The following is a 19,934-nucleotide window of genomic DNA, read 5'->3' on the forward strand; positions in this document are numbered from 1 at the left end:
AATTGAGACTTGCCTGCTCAAGGAGGATTTTTTTGTTGGCAATAGTGATTCATGACAGGCAACTAATGACCAGGGCTGTGCCACTGATTTAGCTAATTAAAAATAATTAGCATCCAGAGTAATTTCAAAAAGGCACTGTCAAGGATGACCAAGTTGAACGGCTGCGGATGTTATGATAAAAAGAGTATTAATAGTCTTCATTTGGCGATGCTAAAAAAGCAACGTTTAAATCGGGATAATTATGAGGTGCTTTGTTAAAAATTATTCCCTAAATTAGGCCGTGTGCCTATCTTAGTCACTACTTCGACTATTCGCTACAAGCGTTCCAGTTTGAGCGTTCTTTCTTTTTTTGCTAATATTTGAATGCTAGCTTTGCGGATAAATTGCGATTCCATTTATGTAGAATTTGTTAGCATGATCCACGATTAACTGTATAATGAAGACTGATAACAGTAGTTAAACCGAATGGAGTGAAAGTCACCTATGAGCGTATCATTACGAACTGCAACCATGTCAGATTTACCCATTATTGTAGATATTTACAATCAAACGATTCCCAGTCATCAAGTGACGGCTGATCTTAAACCAGTTACGGTTGAGCAACGTCGAAATTGGTTTTTGAGTCATACCCCTGAACACTATCCGCTGTGGGTTGTTGTAAAGGACGACTCAGTGGTCGGTTGGGTTAGTCTGTCACCATTTTATGGACGGGCAGCGTATGCAAAGACGACTGAAATTTCAGTTTATTTGGATCGCAGTGTTCAAGGACAGGGAATCGGTAGCCAGGTTTTGACATTAGTTCCTAAACAATTACCTGTGTTGGGATTAACAACGATTATCGCTTATATTTTTTCAAGTAATATTCCAAGCATTAAGCTGTTCAAAAAGTTTGGGTACGAACAGTGGGGGTTTCTGCCAGAAGTCGCTGAATTAGGTGGCCGACCGAATGACTTAGTGATTCTGGGACAACATTTCAAGTAAAAAATGGTATTGATACCGCTTACATACACTTAAAAACTTAACAAGGTGTAGGATTGCAATAAAAAACATGTTAAAATTAAGTCCGAGTGTCTAAGTAATTTGACGCTCGCTGTTGTTGCTAGAATTCTTTACTGGTATGGTACTGGAGGCATTCTTGGTGAAAAAGAACGAGCCAAATTGGTTAGTGGTATTACGAACAGTAATGCCACTTGGGCTTAGCTATATTCCCATCGGGTTAGCTTGTGGGGTTTTATTGCATGCGGCCGGGTTCAACCATCTACTGACGGCGTTAATTTCGGTAATGGTCTTTTCCGGTGGCGCCCAATTTTTAATTGCATCGATGCTGACAATTAATGCACCGATGACAACCATTATTTTGATGATGTTTTTCTTGGAGTTACGGTACGCCTTATTAGGTTCCAGCTTATCGCGCTATCTGAAGGGGCAATCATTACCGTTCATTTTTACGTTTGCGTTTTCGATGAATGATGAAAATTACGCGGTCAACTATTTAAAGTTTGCGACGGACAAGCATTGGAAGCCATCGCAGGCCTTAATGGTCGAACACTATTCGTTATTATTTTGGACGGTAAGTAATATTATTGGTAGTTTGATTGGCAGTGCATTGACGATTAATCTCCAAGTGGTGGATTTTGCGCTGACGGCACTATTCATTTATATGGCAATTATGCAAACTAAGAGCCGTTTGATTATCTTAGTGGCAGTTTTGTCTGGCGTTCTAACGATAGGTTTTCTGGTCTTAATGAAGAGTACGCTGGGCCTAGTGGTGTCAACACTACTCGCGTCGTTGACCGGTTACTTTATTGAACGTTACTTGTTGGCACATAAGCCAGAAAGTCATTTACTCTATAAGGTTCACGATCCTACTGGCCAAACAGCCATGGAAGAATCTGACAAGTAGGGCACAGAGGGGTTTTTCTTATGCAATCAGTCAGCTCAATGAGTAGTATGGACCATTTTTGGTTGGTCATTTTTTGTGCGTGTGTGGCTTTCATACCACGCTTTTTCCCGCTACTGTTCTTTACGAAGCGGAAGATCCCAGAATGGTTTAATGAATGGATGCGGTTCGTACCCGTCTCACTATTCACGGCGTTAGTTGTTAAAAGTGTCTTTATCGATAGTAAGTACGCAGTGATCACTTCTGGCAATCTGGGGATGATTATTTCTGCTATTCTCGTTGGATTTGTGGCTTATCGCACGCGTTCAATGACTTTATCAGTGGTGATTGGTCTAGTCTCAGTGATGATTTTTGTGTTACTAATTCATATTTAGATTTTGTTGGAACTGGGTGACCCGGTTCTTTTTTATTATGATGAAAAGAGGATACGTTGATGGTATGGTTATTGGTTTTCTTACCCGGATTATTGGCTGGTCTGGTCCAAGGGTTAACGGGCTTTGGTGCGGCCATCGTCATGATGATCTTTTTACCACAGTTGTTTCCGATTGCTCAAAGTGCGGCCGTGGCGGGCGTTATTATGGCAGCCAGTGTCATAACATTAGTTTGGCGTTATCATCAGCATATCCACTTTCGTCAGATTATTGTGCCGTTTATCGTTTATGCCAGTGTGGCGGCCTATTCGGTACATCTTGGTCAAGTTTTAGATGTGCAATTATTGCGACGGTTATTAGGTGCGCTGTTAGTTTCGTTAGCCGGGTACTTTAGTCTGAGCAAACGTGCGGCGAATCAGACTTATCCGTGGTGGTTAGCCGGTCTCTTCATGATTATTTCGGGGTTCTTCAATGGGTTATTCGGTATTGGCGGCCCGCTGATGGCCCTTTATTTTCTATCACTTGCCGATACGACTGCGGATTACTTGGGAAATTTGCAGACTTTCTTTTTGATCGATGTGGTCTATATTTCGACAGTCCGCGTACTGAACGGTATTCTGACGCCATTCTTGCTCCCCCATATTATGATTGGTATGGTAGGTGCGGTCATTGGGACGGCGCTGGCGGCACGAATCCTGCCGCGGCTACCCATGACGACAGTCCGGCATTTGATCTACTTGTTCATTGGACTTAGTGGCGGGTATTATTTGATTGCGCCAGTTTAGAACGAGGTATTTATCACCTTCATTACGAGTTGATTTTAGTGGTCAGGCGCAATGCGTTTGGCCTTTTTTGATGGTGCAAATCGTCCAAGTGTTAAAAAATATTTTCAGAAAGCAGCGGTAGCACTTCGACAATCTGTCTTCGGTTATAAACGAGTTAATCCCAATGTATAAATTTAATATTATTAATTTAATAATCAAGAATTTGCCAGCTACAGCTGGAACAGCGCTTATCTGTTTTGGGAGCAGACGTGGATGCGTAAGATAGTGCCGTTGAGCGTACCTGACTGTAGCTTCTTAATCGGCCTTGCGCACGGTTCTAAAGTTGAACAACCGGGATTGAAATATTTATTGTTGAAGATTTTTTATTTTAACGATGCTTAATTACAGGTGCTACATAGCTGAAAAAAGCATTGGCTTATTGGTTTCCTTTTAGTATAGTTTTATTCTAAGAACTGCTAAATTGGGGAGATATATGAATAGCTACAGACGAATTCAAGTTATTGCAGGGATTTACTTGCTGATATACATTGCGGCACTTTACTTTTCGACGGGGGTTCAGGTTGGATTTAAGCTGGATAGTAATCAGCTCACTGGGTATGTGAGTTGTGGGCTGTTGCTGGCTGTAATTATGGGGTCAGGGTTTGGCAAACGATTAAGGGTAAAAAAGCTATTTTCGATTTTGATACTAGTTAGTTGTTTGATTATTCTAGGGATAACTAGATTCAATGTTGTGAGTTTTAACGAGGCCTTCTGGTACTTTATCTTATTTGTTCGATACATCCCGTTCATTGTGTTGATTGAAACCATCATCTTTATCTTTGACCTAGATTGAGCAAACCAGGCCCTAATGAGCATTCAACTCATTAGGGCCTGGTCTTTTATTATTCTAAAACCTGGTTATGCCGAACTTTTAGCTGGCGTGAGTCTATATGGCAACTACGCTAATCTTCGTCGGTAATCGTACCTAGACCGTATTGATAAAGTAGTTCATCAGTACGATTAAGATCAAAGCGCTGACTAAGTGCGAAGATGACCAGAGCATCCCATTCATCCTTAGCATAAAGGGCGGCGTAACCAGTTCGCTTGAGCATCGTGTTAAGCTCGGTCAGGGTCAGTTGAAAACCGAATCCGAGGGCGATGATGCGAGCCCGGTTAGGTCGGCGCTTGCCATCGAAGTACTGGTAACCAATCGAGGGCGTTAGATTAGCGCGCCGAATGACTTGGCTTTTAGTGACGTGTTTGATTTGAATAAGCTCGGCGAGGTATTCCGCCGGATTGGTACGAATAAAACTATTGGCCATATTTGTCATAAATTGGTCGGCCTCACTTGCATGTTTGATTTCGTTAAATAGTTCCTTAGTTGCGCGTTCTACCACGGTTAGTGCCCCCCTAATACTCCTTCTTAATTAGTATTAGTGTACCAGAAACTACTGTAATTTAAAGGTCAAATGCCGATCACTGAAGTAGCTGGGATTGTAGATGAGTTCAACGGACCCATCTGCTTTGGCTTGACCAGTCATGGTACCACTGACAGAGCCACCAGCGGTCAGGTCACCACTATCTAATTGGTTATTTTCATCAATGTTGATCTCATCTAGGCTAGTTTGGTTACCGGCGGCCTTGATTTTAAAGTCAAACGGGTTATAGCTGACTTTATCTCTACCGCTATTTTTCAATGTTACGGTGACCGTATAATATTGATTGCCAGTTTTAGGCTGAACATCATTGAGCGTCGTTGCGGTTTTAACATTATTAACCGTTACTTGCACGTGATCGATGGTGGCTGTCTGCCCGACTTTATAAATCGTATTTGCCGGGGGTTCCTTAGCGGTGGACTTGCTAGCGCTGGTCTTTTTGGTCGTCGCTGCTTGTGAGTTTTTACCGTCTTGTGGAGAATTGACGAGGCTGATGACAAAGAAGATGCCAAGGAGAATCAGGACCCACGCCCACCATTTTTGATACCAAGCTTTCGTTTTTTGCATGAGCTTACCTACTTTCTTAGTGCTAAGCCGCCCGCAATAACAATGAGCAGACCGCTTAGAATCCCGAAGAAGCTGACAAAGACGAAGTTAAGAATCCCACAAAGGATGATCAACCAGCCCATTAAAACGTGATTGCGATTAATCATGACACTTAAAATAATCGCGAGGACAGAGACAATAATGCAGCCAACGCCAAGATTGCTGACCCCAGCCGATCCGCTGGTTTCTAAAGCACTACCGATGCCGCCGATGGTCATCGCCAGTAAGCCGGCAATGATACCGAAGATACCGCCAATAATTCCTAAAACTAATTCGGCTGTTCGCGAATGGGGTGCGACTGGTGTGACTTCGTTATTCTGATATTTTGACATTGTAATTCCTCCAAAAGTATGGTTATGATAAAAGTTAGTAATTTTGATAAAAAGGGGGGTGTCACGGTGTTACCGATTGTTCAAGCAATGCAATTGTTAAGTACGGCTGGTTATGAACCACTAGGACCATTAGTTGCGCAACGCGAGTTTCCGTTACTGGTTAAGAAGCAACAGGTTGTTTCGGTAGCTAAACTAGTAAATCCTGATAATATTCCTGTTCTACAGCGTTTGAAGCAGCAGCCAATTCCCCGAATGCCCCGGATCGAAGCATTATTAACGGCGGCTGATTGCATTGTAAGTGTTGAGACCTTAATTAATGGTCAAACACTAGCGGATCGATTGGCAACACAAGGACCGTTTTCCCCCGAAATGACGGTGCGCGTCGCACAAGAATTGTTGATAACGCTACAGGCGTTGGGGCAACAACAAATTGTGCATCGGGACCTTAAACTAAGTAACGTGATGTGTTATCGGAATCACTACTATTTGATTGACGTCAACGCAGCGCGACAATATCATGCTGAGCAAGACAGTGATACTCGTTTATTAGGCACGAGCGGTTTTGCCGCACCTGAAAACTATGGCTTCGCCCAAACGGATCAACGGAGCGATCTATATTCGTTAGGGGTCGTTCTAAACTGTTTGTTGACTGGTCAAGAGCCGAGCGGGCCGTTAGATACAACGACACTGACACAGGATTCAACATGGGCCCCGATTATTATGAAGGCCACGGCCCTAGACCCACAGCAACGATATCAAAGTGCGACTGCAATGTTAGCAGCGTTACCTGGTCATGAGCATTATCGGCCGCACCATCAATCAATGATTAAGCGAATACAGGCCCGGCAATGGTGGCCGAAAATCAAACGACCTTTACAAATCAGTTTGTGGGGCCTCTACATCTTGCTCGTAGTTGCGACCATTGGTGCTGGCTTTGATAACACGACTTGGCCCGCCCGCGTCGATTTTTGGACCGAGGGTTTTATGATTATCGGGGCGCCACTGATTGCGCACTATGCCAATCAGTGGCTAAAACACCATTGGTCGGTATTACGCTGGCATCGATATCGGTGGTGGTTACGAGTAGCAGAAGCCATCTTCATATTTTTGATGTTAGGCCGTAACGGCTAGTGTACGTAGGCTGGTTAACCAATTACTAGTACGATAAATAGCATAACCGTTTAGTTATCAAAAGGCTTATGCAAAATGCATAATTTTCTGACTGCGGTGACGCGACGACTGAATTCGACTGGGTAAGACTTTACTCAGTCGAATTTTGATTTATAGGTCAGGAAAGTGATTGAAAATAATCCTGAAAACTGTTGATGTGTTTTCAGGATTATTTGAGGAGACGATTGTATTTATGGTACAATGCTAGTCGTTGACACTTGATAACATAAATGTATCTAATTAAATATAAGAAAGGAATATTTTGTCGAAATGGATTTAAAGCAAAGCGATGGTTGGCGATACTTAGCTGGGTGGAGCTTCATTCTATTAATGGTGGCGAGTGCCACATTGCAACATGATGCGGAAATCATTTTACCCGAAATCGGTGCTCTGACAGCCGGGACGTGGGTTTATCGTAAGACGGCGTGGACTCGGCAACCCTTAAAGTTATTCTTAGTACCATCTGGAACTGCAATTATTGGCTTCTTAGTCAATCAACTACCTTGGTCGTACGCCCTCAAAGTGCTTGTCGGTCTATTACTGATGCTATTATTATTGAAGGGGTTAAAATCGAATTTGGCGCCAGCCTTTGCTACTGGCTTACTGCCAATTATCATTAATGCAACGCACTGGACCTTTATCGTAGCCATCTTTTTCTGGACTATTTGCCTGATGATTGGGGCTTGGATTCAACGACCGCGATCAATCTCACGGGTAACCGAAGCTTCTGCTAGTCGCTGGCAAATGCTCGGCTTTATCAGCCTAGTTTTTGTCTGGGTGGGTATTGTTTGGCTAGCGGGACAGCCCCAGATGGCCGCAATCCCACCCGTGATCGTCGTTTTCTTTGAAGCGGCTCAACAGTCTGAATATACGGTAACGACCGCACTTAAGCAGTGGCTTGCATTGTCGGCTGCTGCTAGTATTGGGGTCGGCATTCACCTATTGATTGCTTCGTGGCTATTAACGACGGTCATTGCCTTACCACTTGTGTATTTGTGGTTACGGGCGCTTAACTTACAATTGCCAGCAGCGTATGCCTTTCCACTATTAGCCTTAGTGTTACCAGCCAATATGTTTAACAAACTACCGACATCCGCCGGCTTAGCGGCCGCTTTCTTCCTAGGATCGTTACTCATCTACCATCAGATCTTGGGTTGGGTACGCATGGCGGTGACTGAAAGCTAGTTGTCAGTCATTCCTGAAAAATGGTCAAAAAAATACCAACTATTTCGAAATAATCGAGATAGTTGGTATTTTGGCATTTAATTAAGCTTTATTGATTCGGTTATCCGCATACATGTATTTCCGGGTCATTGGTAAGGTTCGTGATGAAGCACCTTTAGTTACGAGGTACTGCATGACGTCAATGTTACCAGACTGGAAGGAAGCGGCACAGGCTTGTAGGTAGAGATCCCACATGCGAGTGAAGCGCACGCCCATCTTTTCTTCGATGGCAGCGCGCTTAGCGTTAAAGTTTTTATCCCAGATTTCAGTCGTCCGTTGGTAATGGCGACGGAGGGTTTCAACGTCAGCGACTTGTAAGCCGGCGTCAACAATGTGTTGTAAGTTTTCTGTCATCCCAGGAACGTAGCCACCTGGGAAAATGTACTTATCTAACCAACCGTTAGTGGCGCCACCTTGTTGCCGGGTGATGCCGTGCAATAAGGCAACCCCGTCAGCTTTAAGATAGTGGTTAACGCGTTCAAAGTACATTGCTAAGTTGTCCTTACCGACGTGTTCGAACATCCCAACACTGGTAATGTAGTCGAAAGTTTCGTTGCCAAGTTCACGGTAATCTTGTAACCGGACTTCAGCAACATCACTGAGGCCTTCATCCTTGATGCGTTGAGCAACTAGGTTATATTGTTCTTGTGATAACGTGACCCCGACGACTTTTAAGCCGTATTCTTTAGCGGCAGTCAACATCAACGTACCCCAACCGCAACCAATGTCTAGTAAGGTCTTGCCAGGTTGTGGGTTGAGCTTTTGAATGATGTGATGAACCTTATGAATCTGGGCTTCTTCTAATGTATCAGTGTCATGTTTGAAGTAAGCACAAGAATAGGTCATGGTTGGATCAAGCCACATCTTGTAGAAGTCGTTACCCACATCGTAATGGCTTTGGATGTCTTGTTGACTCTTCTTTTCAGAGTGAGATTGTTTAGGCATGAACTTCTTGAACTTAGAATTGTTGAAGAAACTTTCTGCCGATTCATAGGCCGATTCAATTAATTTTTGAATACTGCCATCAATTTCAATCTTGCCATCCATATAAGCTTCACCAAGGGCAATTGAAGCGTTCTTGGTAATTTCACGCATTGGAATGGCTTCTTTAAAAGTCACCGTGACTTCTGGTGTGCCTTCACCATAAGTTTCACTACTTCCATCCCAGTAGTTGACTGTGACGGGCATATTGAATGAGTGGCTTAGAAGGGTGTGGTAAAAGGTTTTTTCTAGCATTGCAATAAGGATCCTTTCTTCGTAAAATACACTAATTATTATACGCTTATGAAAACAGTTTTGTAAGCACAACGAATCGCGACCTAATTCGTAAACATGTTATAATAAATTAATTACAAAATCAGTTGATGGGGGTGTCGTGATGAAAAGATGGATGTGGATCGTGTTTGCAGTAATTATCGCTGTGGGGGTTGGTAGTTATTCATATACGCGGTACCGTCTGCAGGAAGACTCATACACGGCTGAAATGCGAACTGGTGAGCGGGCACTGCAAGAGCGGAATTATACGTTAGCGGAGACGAGTTTTACACATGCGACCAGAACGAAAGCTAGTAGTACTGAGGCGCAACGGTATTTAACCCAGACCCAGACTTATGTGGCTGGTCAAGAAGCACTGGCTGCGCGGAAATTTGACGTGGCTAAACGTGACTTTATGACGGTTAAGACGACCAAGCACGGTGCAGTTACGTTAATTAATCAGGCCCAAGAACAACTTACCTTAATAAAAAAGGTGCAACAAAAACGCAAGACTTATCAACAACAGTATCAGAAAGCTGCTGAGCTGAATAAAGCGAATGAGTTTACGGATTCTAACGTTGTAATTGCTAAGTTATTGCAGGATAAGGCGTTTAAGCAACGTTACTATCAGGATATTCGGAAAAATGTGTTGGATTTACAGAAACAAAATAATGCGTCACTCAAGACATTGACCGGTTCAGCACCGGTGATCCCGAGTGCGGCACAAGCGGTTACAGGGATGACCGGAAGTCAGCAACAAACGCAACGCACGCCAGCCACTAAACAGCAGGCGGCTGCTTCATCATCAACTTCCTCAGCTAACCATTCGATGGGCTCGTCAGCTGCAGCTAACAACAGTTATGGTGACAGTCAAGTGCAGACGACTCGTGCTGAGTTGACTGCGCAAGGGCTCGACGGCAGTAGTTATAGTGATGCCCAAATTCGTGCTATTCTGCAACGAGCAGCGGCGCAACACCTCTCACTGGCGCAAGCTGCCCAAACGATGAATTATAGCTCTGATCAGATTCAGGCAACGCGTGCGGAGCTAGCGCAAGCTGGATTTAATGCTAGCCAGTATACGGATGCCCAAATCGAGGCCATTTTACAACAAGCCAGTTTACAACATATGTCTCTGGCGCAAGCAGCGAGGTCGTTGTAGTAATATAAACAATTTAATAACAGTATGGAAGTCCACTTAACAATCATCGATAAAACACCTACTTTTAGGTGTCAATCGGTGATTTTTTTATAAAAACTGTTATAGAATGTAGGAGTAAGGACGGAAAGTTTTCGTTCTTGATATTTTGGTTCTACGGGGGCGGTCATTTTATATCGGTATTGGCCTTTTTTTAACGTTCATATGTCAAAATGGGTATAAAATTGACTATTTTGTGTACTATTTTTGTTTGATGCTATAGAATATTAACAGATTAGGGGGTTAAGGTGCCCGTTGATGATTGAATTAATGGCAGACCAAATTAACATGATTTGGTAAAGTAGTTCGATTGTCAATGGTGGGCATCGAAATTCAGTATGATTATTAATAAACATGTAATGCGCAGTACGAATGAAAAGCAAGTTCTGCAGCAGGTTATTAACGAAGGACCGATTAGCCGGAGCCAGATTTCACGGAACTTGAGTTTGAATAAAGTGACGGTTTCAGATATTTATAATCAGCTACTGCGGACCCAGTTCATCAAGGAAATTGGCTGTGGTGTCAGCACGAAAAACGGCGGTCGTAAACCAGTGATGGCTGAGCTGAACGTGAACTATGGTTTTGTGGCCAGCATTGACATGACAGCTGACGCAGTCAAACTTATGTATTCACGGTTGAATGGTAAAATTTTGCACTTTCAAAGCTTTAAGACGAGCGATATGACGTTGACGGATGTCATTGATTTGATTGAAGATCAATTACGGAACGTTGATGACTATGGTACGATTCATGGTCTGATGGGGGTCGCCATTGCGCTGGATGGGATTATTTATGAGAATAAAATCCTCAAGACACCGATCAAGGGACTAACACACTTTGATCTAGCAAAGTATTTACGTGATAAGCTACGGATTCCGGTTGTTCTGGAAAAGAAAGCTAACTTAACGGCCGTTTTTGAACGTGATTTCCATGACAACGAGATTTTCGATAACGTGGTTTCGGTAGTCGTTCGCGATCAGATTCATGCGGGCATCGTGGCTGATTCGCGACTATATTCTGGTCATGAAGGCGAAGCAGGTGAAGTGGGGACTGCTTTGTTAGAAGATCGGCACGTTGAGGACCACTTGGCATCAGTTAACGATTATGCTTCTGAAAAAGCCTTGTGGGCTCGGTTGAAGGCCATCAAGCATGTTGAACGATTAGATTTAACGACGGTCAAGCATGACTACATCAATCATGATCCGGAAGTGACAAAGGTCTTCGATGACTTTGTTTACTATCTATCTAAAGTGATTGCGAATGTTTCCACGGCGTTCGCGCCGGATGTGGTTGTGTTGAACACGACCGTTCTAGAAATCTTGCCACAACTATTAACTAATGTTCGGGAGAGCACGGCCAAGCTAACTTCGCCAAGCCGGCAAGTTCCAATCATTGCAACTAAGAACGTACAATCGGCGGCCTTGTTGGGTGGCGCCTCAGTTATTATTCACCAAGCACTAGGATTAGAGAGCTTAAAGATGCAGTTCTCATAAGTCATTAAGTGTTTATTTAAACGAACGTGTGAAGTTTATCGTACGATTAGTGATAAACTTGACACGTTTTTTTGTTGATTCACAACGGCCTTTTAATTTTTATTGCTGAGACTTTCCGTTAGAATGGGAGTAAGGGAAAGTAGAGGGGTGGATTTTGTGGAATTTTGGTCACAGTTAATACGAAATGTGCGCTGGCGGCGCGCCTGCGTATTGGCGTTGATTGTGTTAACGCTATACTTGGCATCAAGTATGATGAGTATTATTTTATTAACGTTTATTTTTACGTTCTTAGTGACGCGGTTAGTTCGGGCAGTTCGGCGGTGGGTGAAGATCCCACCGACGATCATTGTCCTAGTGGTCTACGCACTAGTCATTCTTGGAATTTACTTTGCTGTATCGATTTATTTACCGCAGTTGATCAAACAAACTTTTTTGACGTTTGAATCAGTCTATCGGTTTTATCAGAACCCATCACATGATACTAACCAAGTGTTGACGTGGGTGACATCGTATTTTCAAGAATCGGATATACTCAAACAATTGAAGGGCGGCATTTCAGTTGTGTTCCAGTATATTACTAATATTGGTAATATGGGACTAACCTTCTTCTTATCATTTATTTTAAGTTTCTTCTTTACGATTGAGGATCATCAGATGCGGGTCTTCACGAAGCGCTTTTTGACTAGTACGTTTGGCTGGTTCTTTCAAGACGTCCATTTCTTTGCCAAAAAGTTTGTGAATAGCTTTGGCGTTGTTTTGGAAGCACAGTTTTTGATTGCGATTGTCAATACGGTGATTACGGTGACCTTCATGGCAATCTTGAAGATGCCTCAACTGATTAGCTTGGGATTAATGATCTTTATTTTAAGTCTGATTCCAGTCGCTGGGGTGATCATTTCAGTTGTACCGCTGAGCTTGATTGCCTATTCGGTTGGTGGGTTGCGCTACGTGGTCTATATGCTCTTAATGATTTTGGTTGTGCACGCCCTAGAAGCCTATGTCTTGAATCCCAAGTTTATGTCGAGTCGCACGGAGCTGCCCATTTTTTATACGTTTGTCGTATTGCTAGTGAGTGAGCGTCTGTTTGGTGTCTGGGGATTGATCGTCGGTGTACCGATTTTTAACTTTATTTTGGACATCATCGGCGTGAAACCGGTTCACCGGCCGCGACCTAACATTAATCTGAAAAAAACGATTACTTTCCACCCGGATTCTGAAAATAAGCGCTGATATTGTTTTGATTTTTCGCTTTTTCAGTGTAAAATAGGGTGAGTAAATAACTTAAGAAAGAGGTCATTAACTGCTATGGCAAAATTAGTATTGATTCGTCACGGTCAAAGTGAATGGAACTTATCTAACCAATTTACTGGTTGGGTTGACGTTGATTTAAGCGAAAAGGGTGTTGAAGAAGCTAAGGCTGCTGGTCAAAAAGTTAAAGAAGCAGGCTTAGAATTCGATTACGCCTTTACTTCAGTTTTGACTCGTGCCATCAAGACTTTGCACTATGTGCTTGAAGAATCCGACCAACTCTGGATTCCAGAAACCAAGACTTGGCGTTTAAACGAACGTCATTATGGTGCATTACAAGGATTGAACAAGAAGGAAACCGCTGAAAAATACGGTGACGACCAAGTTCATATCTGGCGTCGTTCTTATGATGTTTTACCTCCATTATTGAGTGCCGATGATGAAGGTTCAGCCGTTAACGATCGTCGTTACGCTGACTTAGACCCTAACATCGTCCCTGGTGGCGAAAACTTGAAGGTTACCTTGGAACGCGTTATGCCTTTCTGGGAAGACCAAATCGCACCTAAGTTATTAGACGGCAAGAATGTAATCATTGCTGCCCACGGTAACTCATTACGTGCCTTAAGCAAGTACATCGAACAAATCAGTGATGATGATATCATGGATCTTGAAATGGCTACTGGTGAACCAGTTGTCTATGACTTTGATGAAAAGTTAAAGGTTCTTGGTAAGGAAAAGTTAGGCAAATAATTTAATAGTTATTTACTAGTTTTTTTGGAGCACTCCGCTGTCTCAGGGGAGTGCTTTTTTGGGCGCCAAGTGCCGATAACGTCTGATGAGGTTGGCATTTTATGACAAATGGACGCTGGTTGTCATTATGAAACCTAAGATTTGAGTTTCAGAAAATAATTATATTAAATATTTAGATGAATTATAATCGCTAGTAGTGAGACTCGACTTGAAAGCTTTGGCGGGTTTCACTAACTAGGTGATAATAAGTTAAATTAATGGATTAATGGTGGTGGTCGCTAGATGGTCACTACCAGTTAAAGTAGTGATTAAGAAGTAGGTGCGACGGTGACCTAGTTGTAAAAGGTGCCCGTCACGCCCATTCTACCCGTGAAGATGGGTGGAATTAAATCGGGGATCTTTTTTAAAAGGGGACAAAGCTGGATGAATATTAAAAGGTACGGGGTCGATGCACCGTTCGCGTTGCTGATCTATGCCGTGTTTGGCATAGGGTTACTATGGCACGCGTACGTGAATCGGTTGAATTATCCAATTGGCATTGAAACGACGGTTGGTATTGTATTAGTGTTGGGTGCGTTGATCTTTTTACGCACCACGACTCGGGGAAAGTACAAAATATTTGATGACGCGATTCGGCACTTAAATTTAAAACCAGACGGTCAAGTCTTAGATTTGGGCTGTGGTCGGGGTGCTTTATTGACTCGGATTGCTAAGCAATTAGGATCAGCTGGTAAAGTAACGGGCCTAGATTTGTGGTTGTCACGGGACCAATCACATAACAAAATGGCCGTTACGCAAAAGAACGTGGACGACTTAGGCTTAACGGATCGGGTTAATTTGGTGACGGGCGACATGACCAAGTTAGATTTTCCCGACGCGAGTTTTAACGTGGTGACGTCCAGTTTTGCCATCCATAATATCAAGAATGAACAAGCTCGAATCAATGCGGTCAAGGAAGCCATTCGGGTGTTAAAGCCGGGTGGTCACATCATGATCATTGATACGGGACGTAATATTAACGAGTACGGCCAGGTCTTCCAAGACGCGGGCTTACAAATTGCCCAGCCTATGGATTTAGGTTTTAACGGTTGGTGGGCTACCCCACTGACCGATAGTTACGTGGTGGCGGGTAATAAACCAGCCACTAAAACGGCAGCATAAGATTAAGAAGAGAATTGGGGATACAACTAAAGATGAGTGAAAAAGCAGCAGCAAACGAAGTAACGCAACGTGAAATGATTCGAATTATTGGGTTGTTCCGGAAGCAAGGGTTCAAAGGTAACTACCTGAGTTTCCAACACGTCGTTGACGAAGGCGCCACGTACTTCGTGGTCATGGGTGACGAGAACAACGGTAACCAAGGACTATTCAAGGCTAACTTGTTGACTGGTGAGGTTGCTTTCCAGTATATGTTGGATGAAGACCACGTTGTAAGTTCAAAATAATCAGTTTCTAAAGGCACGACAACTATTCAAAGTTGTTGTGCTTTTTTATTATTAAGTAAAGTTACTAAGTCCATGAAATTGAAATAATATTATCTTCTCAACTTCAGTAATCGCAATGCTTAAAACAGATTTCTGTGAACATTATTGGATACTCTATCCATTGAAAATTTGTTTAGTACTGAGTATGATCGGCATAAATGGGGGATAATATGAAAATTAATAAAATTTCTAATATCTATCAATTAGCATTTTTACGTCATGTTTTTCCAATTAATTGCTATTTAATTGACGAAACACAGGGATTAACTCTGATTGATACTGGTATGGGCTTTTGTAAAAATGGCATTCTAAAAGAAGCTAAAAAACTAGGTAAACCGATAACGAAAATTATATTAACACACCCACATGTTGATCATATTGGTTCGTTGGACAGTGTTAAAAATGAGTATCCTGGAGCATCGGTATATGTATCGGCTCGTGATGCACGGTTAATGAATGGTGATTTTAGTTTGAATAAAACAGAACCCAAGTTACGAGTTAAAGGTGGTTTTAATTCCAAAGTGAAAACTAAACCAGATGTTTTAATGAATACTGGAAATATGATTGGGTCTTTAAAAGTGATTGCAGCCCCAGGGCATACTCCAGGATCAATCGTATTGTATCAGCAGACATCAAAAACGCTGTTTGCTGGAGATACCATGGTGACACACGGTGGTATATTTATTGCTGGTGGTGGGAGCTGGATTTTTCCATTCTCAGCCAAGGCCACTTGGGATAAGGAACTAGCAATTAAGAGTATGGAATCTATTAATAAATTGCCAATTGAGTGGCTGATGGTTAGGCACGGGAAATTGATAAATCATGCTAATTCAAAGATTGGTCAGGCGATTCAACACGCTAAGGCAGCTTTAAGTGTTTGATTTAAGGATAACGTCATTTCAATGACTCATTAGTTTAGTGAAATGTTAGTCAGGACTTGAATGTACTTGAGAAGGGGTGAAAAATCCATGGATATAAAAGGGGTTATATCTAAAGTGGAATATTGGGTAGCAACACTAGTTGTTTTGCTAGTATATACAAGATTTTTAAATAATTGGTTGATTTTCGGTGCTTTCTACTTGGTGCCGGATTTGGCAGCAGTAGGGTTTGGTTTATCACCTAGAATTGGTCAGACCGCTTATAACACGACACATACGTTGATTGGACCGCTTTGCCTACTCTTGTTGGGATTGATTTTACCGGTTCAACAATCAATAAAAAACTCCTTCATGAGTTTAAGCTTAATTTGGCTATGCCACATAACCGTAGATCGTGGGATCGGATGGGGTTTATTTCCACGGGATTGATAGATAAATATGCATTTCAGACTAAGCAACGTGGAATTTAAGGGACAATACTCAGGACTGACTCGATTGCGAGACGGTCCTTTTTTTATGGACGGTTGTTCAACCAACCGCGTCTTGTTAGTTGCGAAATAATGAGTGTCATTGGGATAATAATGATAATGATTAAAGAACAAGCTAAATTGAAATAATTTTAAGACGGCCTTAACCAACGGAGAAACAGTAATTGAACCGTCTGCGTAAGACGATTTTAATAATTTTGTTTATTGAATCAAAGTGGTATCTGCTTAAAATGTGGGGTTGAACAAAGCGTTCAATTAAGCATTTTAGGGGGAATTAATATGATCAGAGCTGAATGGAAAAAGTTATTTAAAAATAAGACTTTGCCGCTAGTTTTAGTGGCAATTGCCTTAATTCCAACAATCTATTGTTGGCTATATTTATCATCCTTGTGGAATACGTACAGTAAGGTCACCGATATCCCTGTAGCAGTTGTTAATCACGATGTTGATCAACATTACCAGGGTAAGACAATCCAAATTGGGCACAATCTAGTCGCATCGTTGAAGACTTCTAAGACTATGGATTACCATTTTGTTAAAGCAAGCACAGCACATCGTGGGCTAGCAAGTGGGCGTTATTACCTAATCGTGACGGTTCCAAAGAATTTTTCACAAAACGCGACAACCTTGTTGTCCAAGCATCCTCAGTCCATGCGGTTGTATTATCGAATCAGTTCAGGCCGGAACTTTGTTATTTCAAAAATGATCACCGGTGCCACGACAGCCATTGAGCACCAGGTTGGCCTCAAGGTGACGCAAATGTACGTCGGGGTTTTGTTAAGAACTGTCCATCAAACTGCCAACGGTTTTGGCGTCGCCGGAACGGGTGATCAGCGATTGGTCAACGGGCTAAATCAGGTCCAGACGGCTACCCAAAAGTTAGCCACTGGTCAGGCAAGGCTTACAGCGGGCATGAATAAAATATCGTTCGCGGTACCAAATGGGTCGGTAACAGGCCAACTTAAACAAGGACTTAATCAACTGGGACAGGTTAGTGCTGGCTTAGCAGCGGGACAAACGGTCGTTAACACTGGGCTTAGTCAGCTTGCTCAAGGGGGAGCGCAAGGAGCTCATCGACTATTGGCCGGTCAGCAACGACTGTTAGCGTTGAATGATTCAACTAAAAATATTGACCGTTTAGCACAACCCGTTCAGTCAACTTTAACGGATGATTCGGCCGTACCGAACAATGGGACTGGTATGTCACCGTTTGCGGTGGCAATTGGTTTATTCGTTGGCGCGCTAGCAATGGGAACGATGTTTGATGCCTATACTCCAGTGACTCGGCCTAAATCGGCAATTAACTGGTGGTTAGCAAAATTTTCTGTTATTGGAGTTGTGTGTGGTCTACAAACGGGATTTTTAGGAATTGCTTTAAAGATGGGTCTAGGGTTAAAAACAATGTCAGACGCACAATTATGGTTAATGCTATTCGTTGGTAGCGTCTTGTTCTTGTCCGTTATTTATGGTTTCCGGCTTCTTTTGGGCAACTTTGGAATTTGGTTAACGACCGTATTTTTGGTATTACAATTGGGTTCTTCGGGCGGAATTTATCCCGTCCAGTTAACGAGTAACTTTGCTACGGTGTTAAATCCATTTTTACCAATGACTTATCTGATTGATGGATTACGGCATGCCATTTCATTGGGGGGCTCAATTACCACGGATCTCTGGACCATGACCTTGTTTATCGTAGGGGTCCAGCTCTTGATTTTCGGTAAATTCTTGTTAGCGACGCGACAAAAAACGTTTGAATCGTTAGTAACAAAGTAAAAGGGGGGCGTTGGAATGAAATTTCGGCAAAAAACAAGCGAGGATCGAATTCAGCGAGCCTTCATTAAACTGTTATCGGAGCAAAGCTTCCAACAGTTAACGGTCCAGAATATTATTACTAAAGCTGGAGTTGCACGGGGGACTTTTTACCGTTATTACTTAGATAAATTTGACTTGTTGAATCGCTGTGAGGACCAATTGACCCATGAGTCGGATTATATTTTCAGGCAGTATCGACGACCAGACTTGGCCCGGATAGCGGCGCACCCGACAAATGATGCTTTTTTTAAGTTGATGGAGTACTTATATCAGAATCGACAGATTGTAATTACGCTGATCAACTGTTCGGCTTCGGACCTTTGGCGTAAAATCCATGATCTAGTGGCAGTCGCTATCGGTACGCATGCGACCGACCAAATAGATCAAAACTTTGAAATTACGCCAGACTTAGCCCGAGAGCTTTTAGTTCAAAACGTTATGACACTCTTGAAGTACTGGCTGACCCAGCCGACTGTAATAACACCGACCGGCGCTTATCAAGTTTTCATTAAGAGTCGCACCTTGTCACCAGTTGATCTGGCTCAAGAGTTAGCAGCAAATAAACCGGTATCGCGATTAGACTAAGCAGGTGGTTCTGGAAATAGAGTAGTTTAAGACGAACCGGTTGACTGGGTGAATGACGTTCCAATCTATGCTAGATGAGTATAATGCCGTTACTAAATAAGTATGTCGTGATCAGTATAAAAGAGTGATTCTAGATTTCTAGGAATCACTCTTTTGTCGGTCAGCTAGCGTATTTTAGTTAGTGAAAGGATTGCCATAAATTTGACAGTACTGATAAAATCCTAGTCGATATAAATCAGTTGATTGATCGATTTATTGGTCAGTTGCAAATTTAGTTAGTTTCAAAACTGCATTCGTAAACTCTAAGGCAGCGGTACCGTTGGCAGTGACTAAATTTTTGTCAGAGACAACTTGTTGTTCAGAAAAATCAGCGGAGTTTTGATACTGTGGATAACTTTTCCATAAGTATTGCGCATTACCCGTATGTTGATAACCTGTTAATAACCCGTTTTTTGCTAGGTAGTCGACTGCTCCGCAAATCGCACCAATTCGTTTTGAGGTAGCGAGGTGCGTCGTAATTAAATTTGAAAGTTGACTGTTTTCTACGTCCCAGGAATTACCCCCGATTAGTATTAATAGGTCGGAACTAGGTAAGTCGCTTAGTTGATAGTCAACCTTCGTCGTTAAGCTGCCGATTGAAGTGACTGTCGAATTAATCGAAGCCGTCTTAACTTGCCAATCTTCGTTTTGATTTAATTGGCTGGAAAGGTAGGCGCCTTCCTGTTCAAGGACTCGCTTAACTGCTGGGTGTTGACGCATAATCTCATCGAGTTTTTTGAGATTTGGTAACCCTTCGAAGGAATAGTTAAGTAATTTCATGAGGCTGTGACATAAGTCTCTAGAAACAAAGCAGGTCTGGAAAAATCTTCGGATTTTTCCAGACCTGCTTTTGATATAATAGAAAATAAAAAAAAAAGCATCGGTCGCACCCGATACTCTACGAA

At 42.5% G+C, this 19,934-nt stretch carries 21 protein-coding genes and 1 pseudogene; 17 read left to right on the forward strand and 5 right to left on the reverse strand.

Going from position 1 to position 19,934, the window contains the following annotated elements; all coding sequences use genetic code 11:
• The first annotated feature begins 483 nt into the window (after positions 1 to 483).
• The 5 genes from ACWQAU_RS12615 (at position 484) to ACWQAU_RS12635 (ending at position 3,437) form a co-directional block, all read left to right on the forward strand.
• The gene (locus ACWQAU_RS12615) at positions 484 to 981 is read left to right on the forward strand and encodes a GNAT family N-acetyltransferase (RefSeq protein ID WP_003642421.1); all 498 of its coding nucleotides are present in this window, start codon (positions 484 to 486) and stop codon (positions 979 to 981) included.
• A gap of 136 nt (positions 982 to 1,117) precedes the next feature.
• Positions 1,118 to 1,903: an AzlC family ABC transporter permease gene (locus ACWQAU_RS12620; RefSeq protein WP_003642420.1), complete on the forward strand. Its 786-nt coding sequence runs from the start codon at positions 1,118 to 1,120 to the stop codon at positions 1,901 to 1,903.
• A 20-nt stretch (positions 1,904 to 1,923) separates the two neighbouring features.
• On the forward strand, positions 1,924 to 2,274 hold the full coding sequence (locus ACWQAU_RS12625; RefSeq protein ID WP_003642419.1) for an AzlD domain-containing protein: 351 nt from the start codon (positions 1,924 to 1,926) through the stop codon (positions 2,272 to 2,274).
• A 59-nt stretch (positions 2,275 to 2,333) separates the two neighbouring features.
• Entirely contained in the window at positions 2,334 to 3,056 is a 723-nt protein-coding gene (locus tag ACWQAU_RS12630; RefSeq protein WP_024272421.1) for a sulfite exporter TauE/SafE family protein, read from the forward strand.
• Positions 3,057 to 3,308: 252 nt separating this feature from the next.
• A complete protein-coding gene (locus ACWQAU_RS12635; protein WP_003642416.1) occupies positions 3,309 to 3,437 on the forward strand; it encodes a hypothetical protein in 129 nt (42 codons plus the stop codon).
• A 560-nt stretch (positions 3,438 to 3,997) separates the two neighbouring features.
• On the opposite strand, the gene ACWQAU_RS12640 is transcribed toward ACWQAU_RS12635, so the two are convergent.
• Genes ACWQAU_RS12640 through ACWQAU_RS12650 form a run of 3 tightly spaced genes read right to left on the reverse strand, consistent with a single transcriptional unit; the run spans position 3,998 to position 5,409 of the window.
• Entirely contained in the window at positions 3,998 to 4,432 is a 435-nt protein-coding gene (locus ACWQAU_RS12640; protein ID WP_027821688.1) for a hypothetical protein, read from the reverse strand.
• A gap of 51 nt (positions 4,433 to 4,483) precedes the next feature.
• Positions 4,484 to 5,038 (reverse strand): DUF4352 domain-containing protein, encoded by a 555-nt coding sequence (locus ACWQAU_RS12645; RefSeq protein ID WP_027821689.1) that lies wholly within the window; start codon positions 5,036 to 5,038, stop codon positions 4,484 to 4,486.
• Between the two features lie 8 nt (positions 5,039 to 5,046).
• Positions 5,047 to 5,409, reverse strand: a complete 363-nt coding sequence (locus tag ACWQAU_RS12650; RefSeq protein WP_003642412.1) for a DUF4064 domain-containing protein — start codon at positions 5,407 to 5,409, stop codon at positions 5,047 to 5,049.
• 24 nt (positions 5,410 to 5,433) lie between these two features.
• Between ACWQAU_RS12650 and ACWQAU_RS12655 the strand changes: the two genes are divergently transcribed.
• Together ACWQAU_RS12655 and ACWQAU_RS12660 are read left to right on the forward strand one after the other, a co-directional pair.
• Positions 5,434 to 6,540, forward strand: coding sequence for a serine/threonine protein kinase (locus ACWQAU_RS12655; RefSeq protein WP_033608028.1), 1,107 nt, complete (start codon positions 5,434 to 5,436; stop codon positions 6,538 to 6,540).
• 309 nt (positions 6,541 to 6,849) lie between these two features.
• Complete coding sequence (locus tag ACWQAU_RS12660; protein ID WP_013355954.1) at positions 6,850 to 7,764, forward strand: hypothetical protein; 915 nt, start codon at positions 6,850 to 6,852, stop codon at positions 7,762 to 7,764.
• Between the two features lie 81 nt (positions 7,765 to 7,845).
• Here the strand turns inward: ACWQAU_RS12660 and ACWQAU_RS12665 are convergent, their stop codons facing one another.
• Positions 7,846 to 9,039 carry an SAM-dependent methyltransferase gene (locus tag ACWQAU_RS12665; RefSeq protein WP_011102067.1) on the reverse strand — a complete coding sequence of 398 codons (1,194 nt, stop codon included), beginning with the start codon at positions 9,037 to 9,039 and terminating at the stop codon, positions 7,846 to 7,848.
• Positions 9,040 to 9,181: 142 nt separating this feature from the next.
• Here ACWQAU_RS12665 and ACWQAU_RS12670 point away from each other — a divergent pair, with 142 nt between their 5' ends.
• The 10 genes from ACWQAU_RS12670 (at position 9,182) to ACWQAU_RS12715 (ending at position 18,990) form a co-directional block, all read left to right on the forward strand.
• A complete protein-coding gene (locus tag ACWQAU_RS12670; protein WP_027821692.1) occupies positions 9,182 to 10,216 on the forward strand; it encodes a hypothetical protein in 1,035 nt (344 codons plus the stop codon).
• Positions 10,217 to 10,590: 374 nt separating this feature from the next.
• On the forward strand, positions 10,591 to 11,745 hold the full coding sequence (locus tag ACWQAU_RS12675) for an ROK family protein (protein ID WP_011102065.1): 1,155 nt from the start codon (positions 10,591 to 10,593) through the stop codon (positions 11,743 to 11,745).
• A 156-nt stretch (positions 11,746 to 11,901) separates the two neighbouring features.
• A complete protein-coding gene (locus tag ACWQAU_RS12680) occupies positions 11,902 to 12,975 on the forward strand; it encodes an AI-2E family transporter (RefSeq protein WP_003645342.1) in 1,074 nt (357 codons plus the stop codon).
• A 75-nt stretch (positions 12,976 to 13,050) separates the two neighbouring features.
• Positions 13,051 to 13,743 (forward strand): 2,3-diphosphoglycerate-dependent phosphoglycerate mutase, encoded by a 693-nt coding sequence (locus ACWQAU_RS12685; protein WP_003642405.1) that lies wholly within the window; start codon positions 13,051 to 13,053, stop codon positions 13,741 to 13,743.
• Between the two features lie 423 nt (positions 13,744 to 14,166).
• Positions 14,167 to 14,904, forward strand: a complete 738-nt coding sequence (locus ACWQAU_RS12690) for a class I SAM-dependent methyltransferase (RefSeq protein ID WP_027821693.1) — start codon at positions 14,167 to 14,169, stop codon at positions 14,902 to 14,904.
• 32 nt (positions 14,905 to 14,936) lie between these two features.
• Positions 14,937 to 15,188: a hypothetical protein gene (locus ACWQAU_RS12695; protein WP_027821694.1), complete on the forward strand. Its 252-nt coding sequence runs from the start codon at positions 14,937 to 14,939 to the stop codon at positions 15,186 to 15,188.
• Positions 15,189 to 15,397: 209 nt separating this feature from the next.
• The gene (locus ACWQAU_RS12700) at positions 15,398 to 16,108 is read left to right on the forward strand and encodes an MBL fold metallo-hydrolase (RefSeq protein WP_027821695.1); all 711 of its coding nucleotides are present in this window, start codon (positions 15,398 to 15,400) and stop codon (positions 16,106 to 16,108) included.
• An 87-nt stretch (positions 16,109 to 16,195) separates the two neighbouring features.
• Positions 16,196 to 16,534 carry a DUF4260 family protein gene (locus ACWQAU_RS12705; RefSeq protein WP_050482341.1) on the forward strand — a complete coding sequence of 113 codons (339 nt, stop codon included), beginning with the start codon at positions 16,196 to 16,198 and terminating at the stop codon, positions 16,532 to 16,534.
• 338 nt (positions 16,535 to 16,872) lie between these two features.
• Entirely contained in the window at positions 16,873 to 18,366 is a 1,494-nt protein-coding gene (locus tag ACWQAU_RS12710; RefSeq protein ID WP_033608029.1) for a YhgE/Pip family protein, read from the forward strand.
• A gap of 15 nt (positions 18,367 to 18,381) precedes the next feature.
• Positions 18,382 to 18,990 carry a TetR/AcrR family transcriptional regulator gene (locus ACWQAU_RS12715; RefSeq protein WP_050482342.1) on the forward strand — a complete coding sequence of 203 codons (609 nt, stop codon included), beginning with the start codon at positions 18,382 to 18,384 and terminating at the stop codon, positions 18,988 to 18,990.
• A gap of 174 nt (positions 18,991 to 19,164) precedes the next feature.
• Here the strand turns inward: ACWQAU_RS12715 and ACWQAU_RS12720 are convergent.
• Positions 19,165 to 19,749, reverse strand: a pseudogene (locus ACWQAU_RS12720) (DJ-1/PfpI family protein).
• Positions 19,750 to 19,934: the final 185 nt, after the last annotated feature.

The sequence above is a fragment of the Lactiplantibacillus sp. 3062 genome (genome assembly GCF_055413545.1).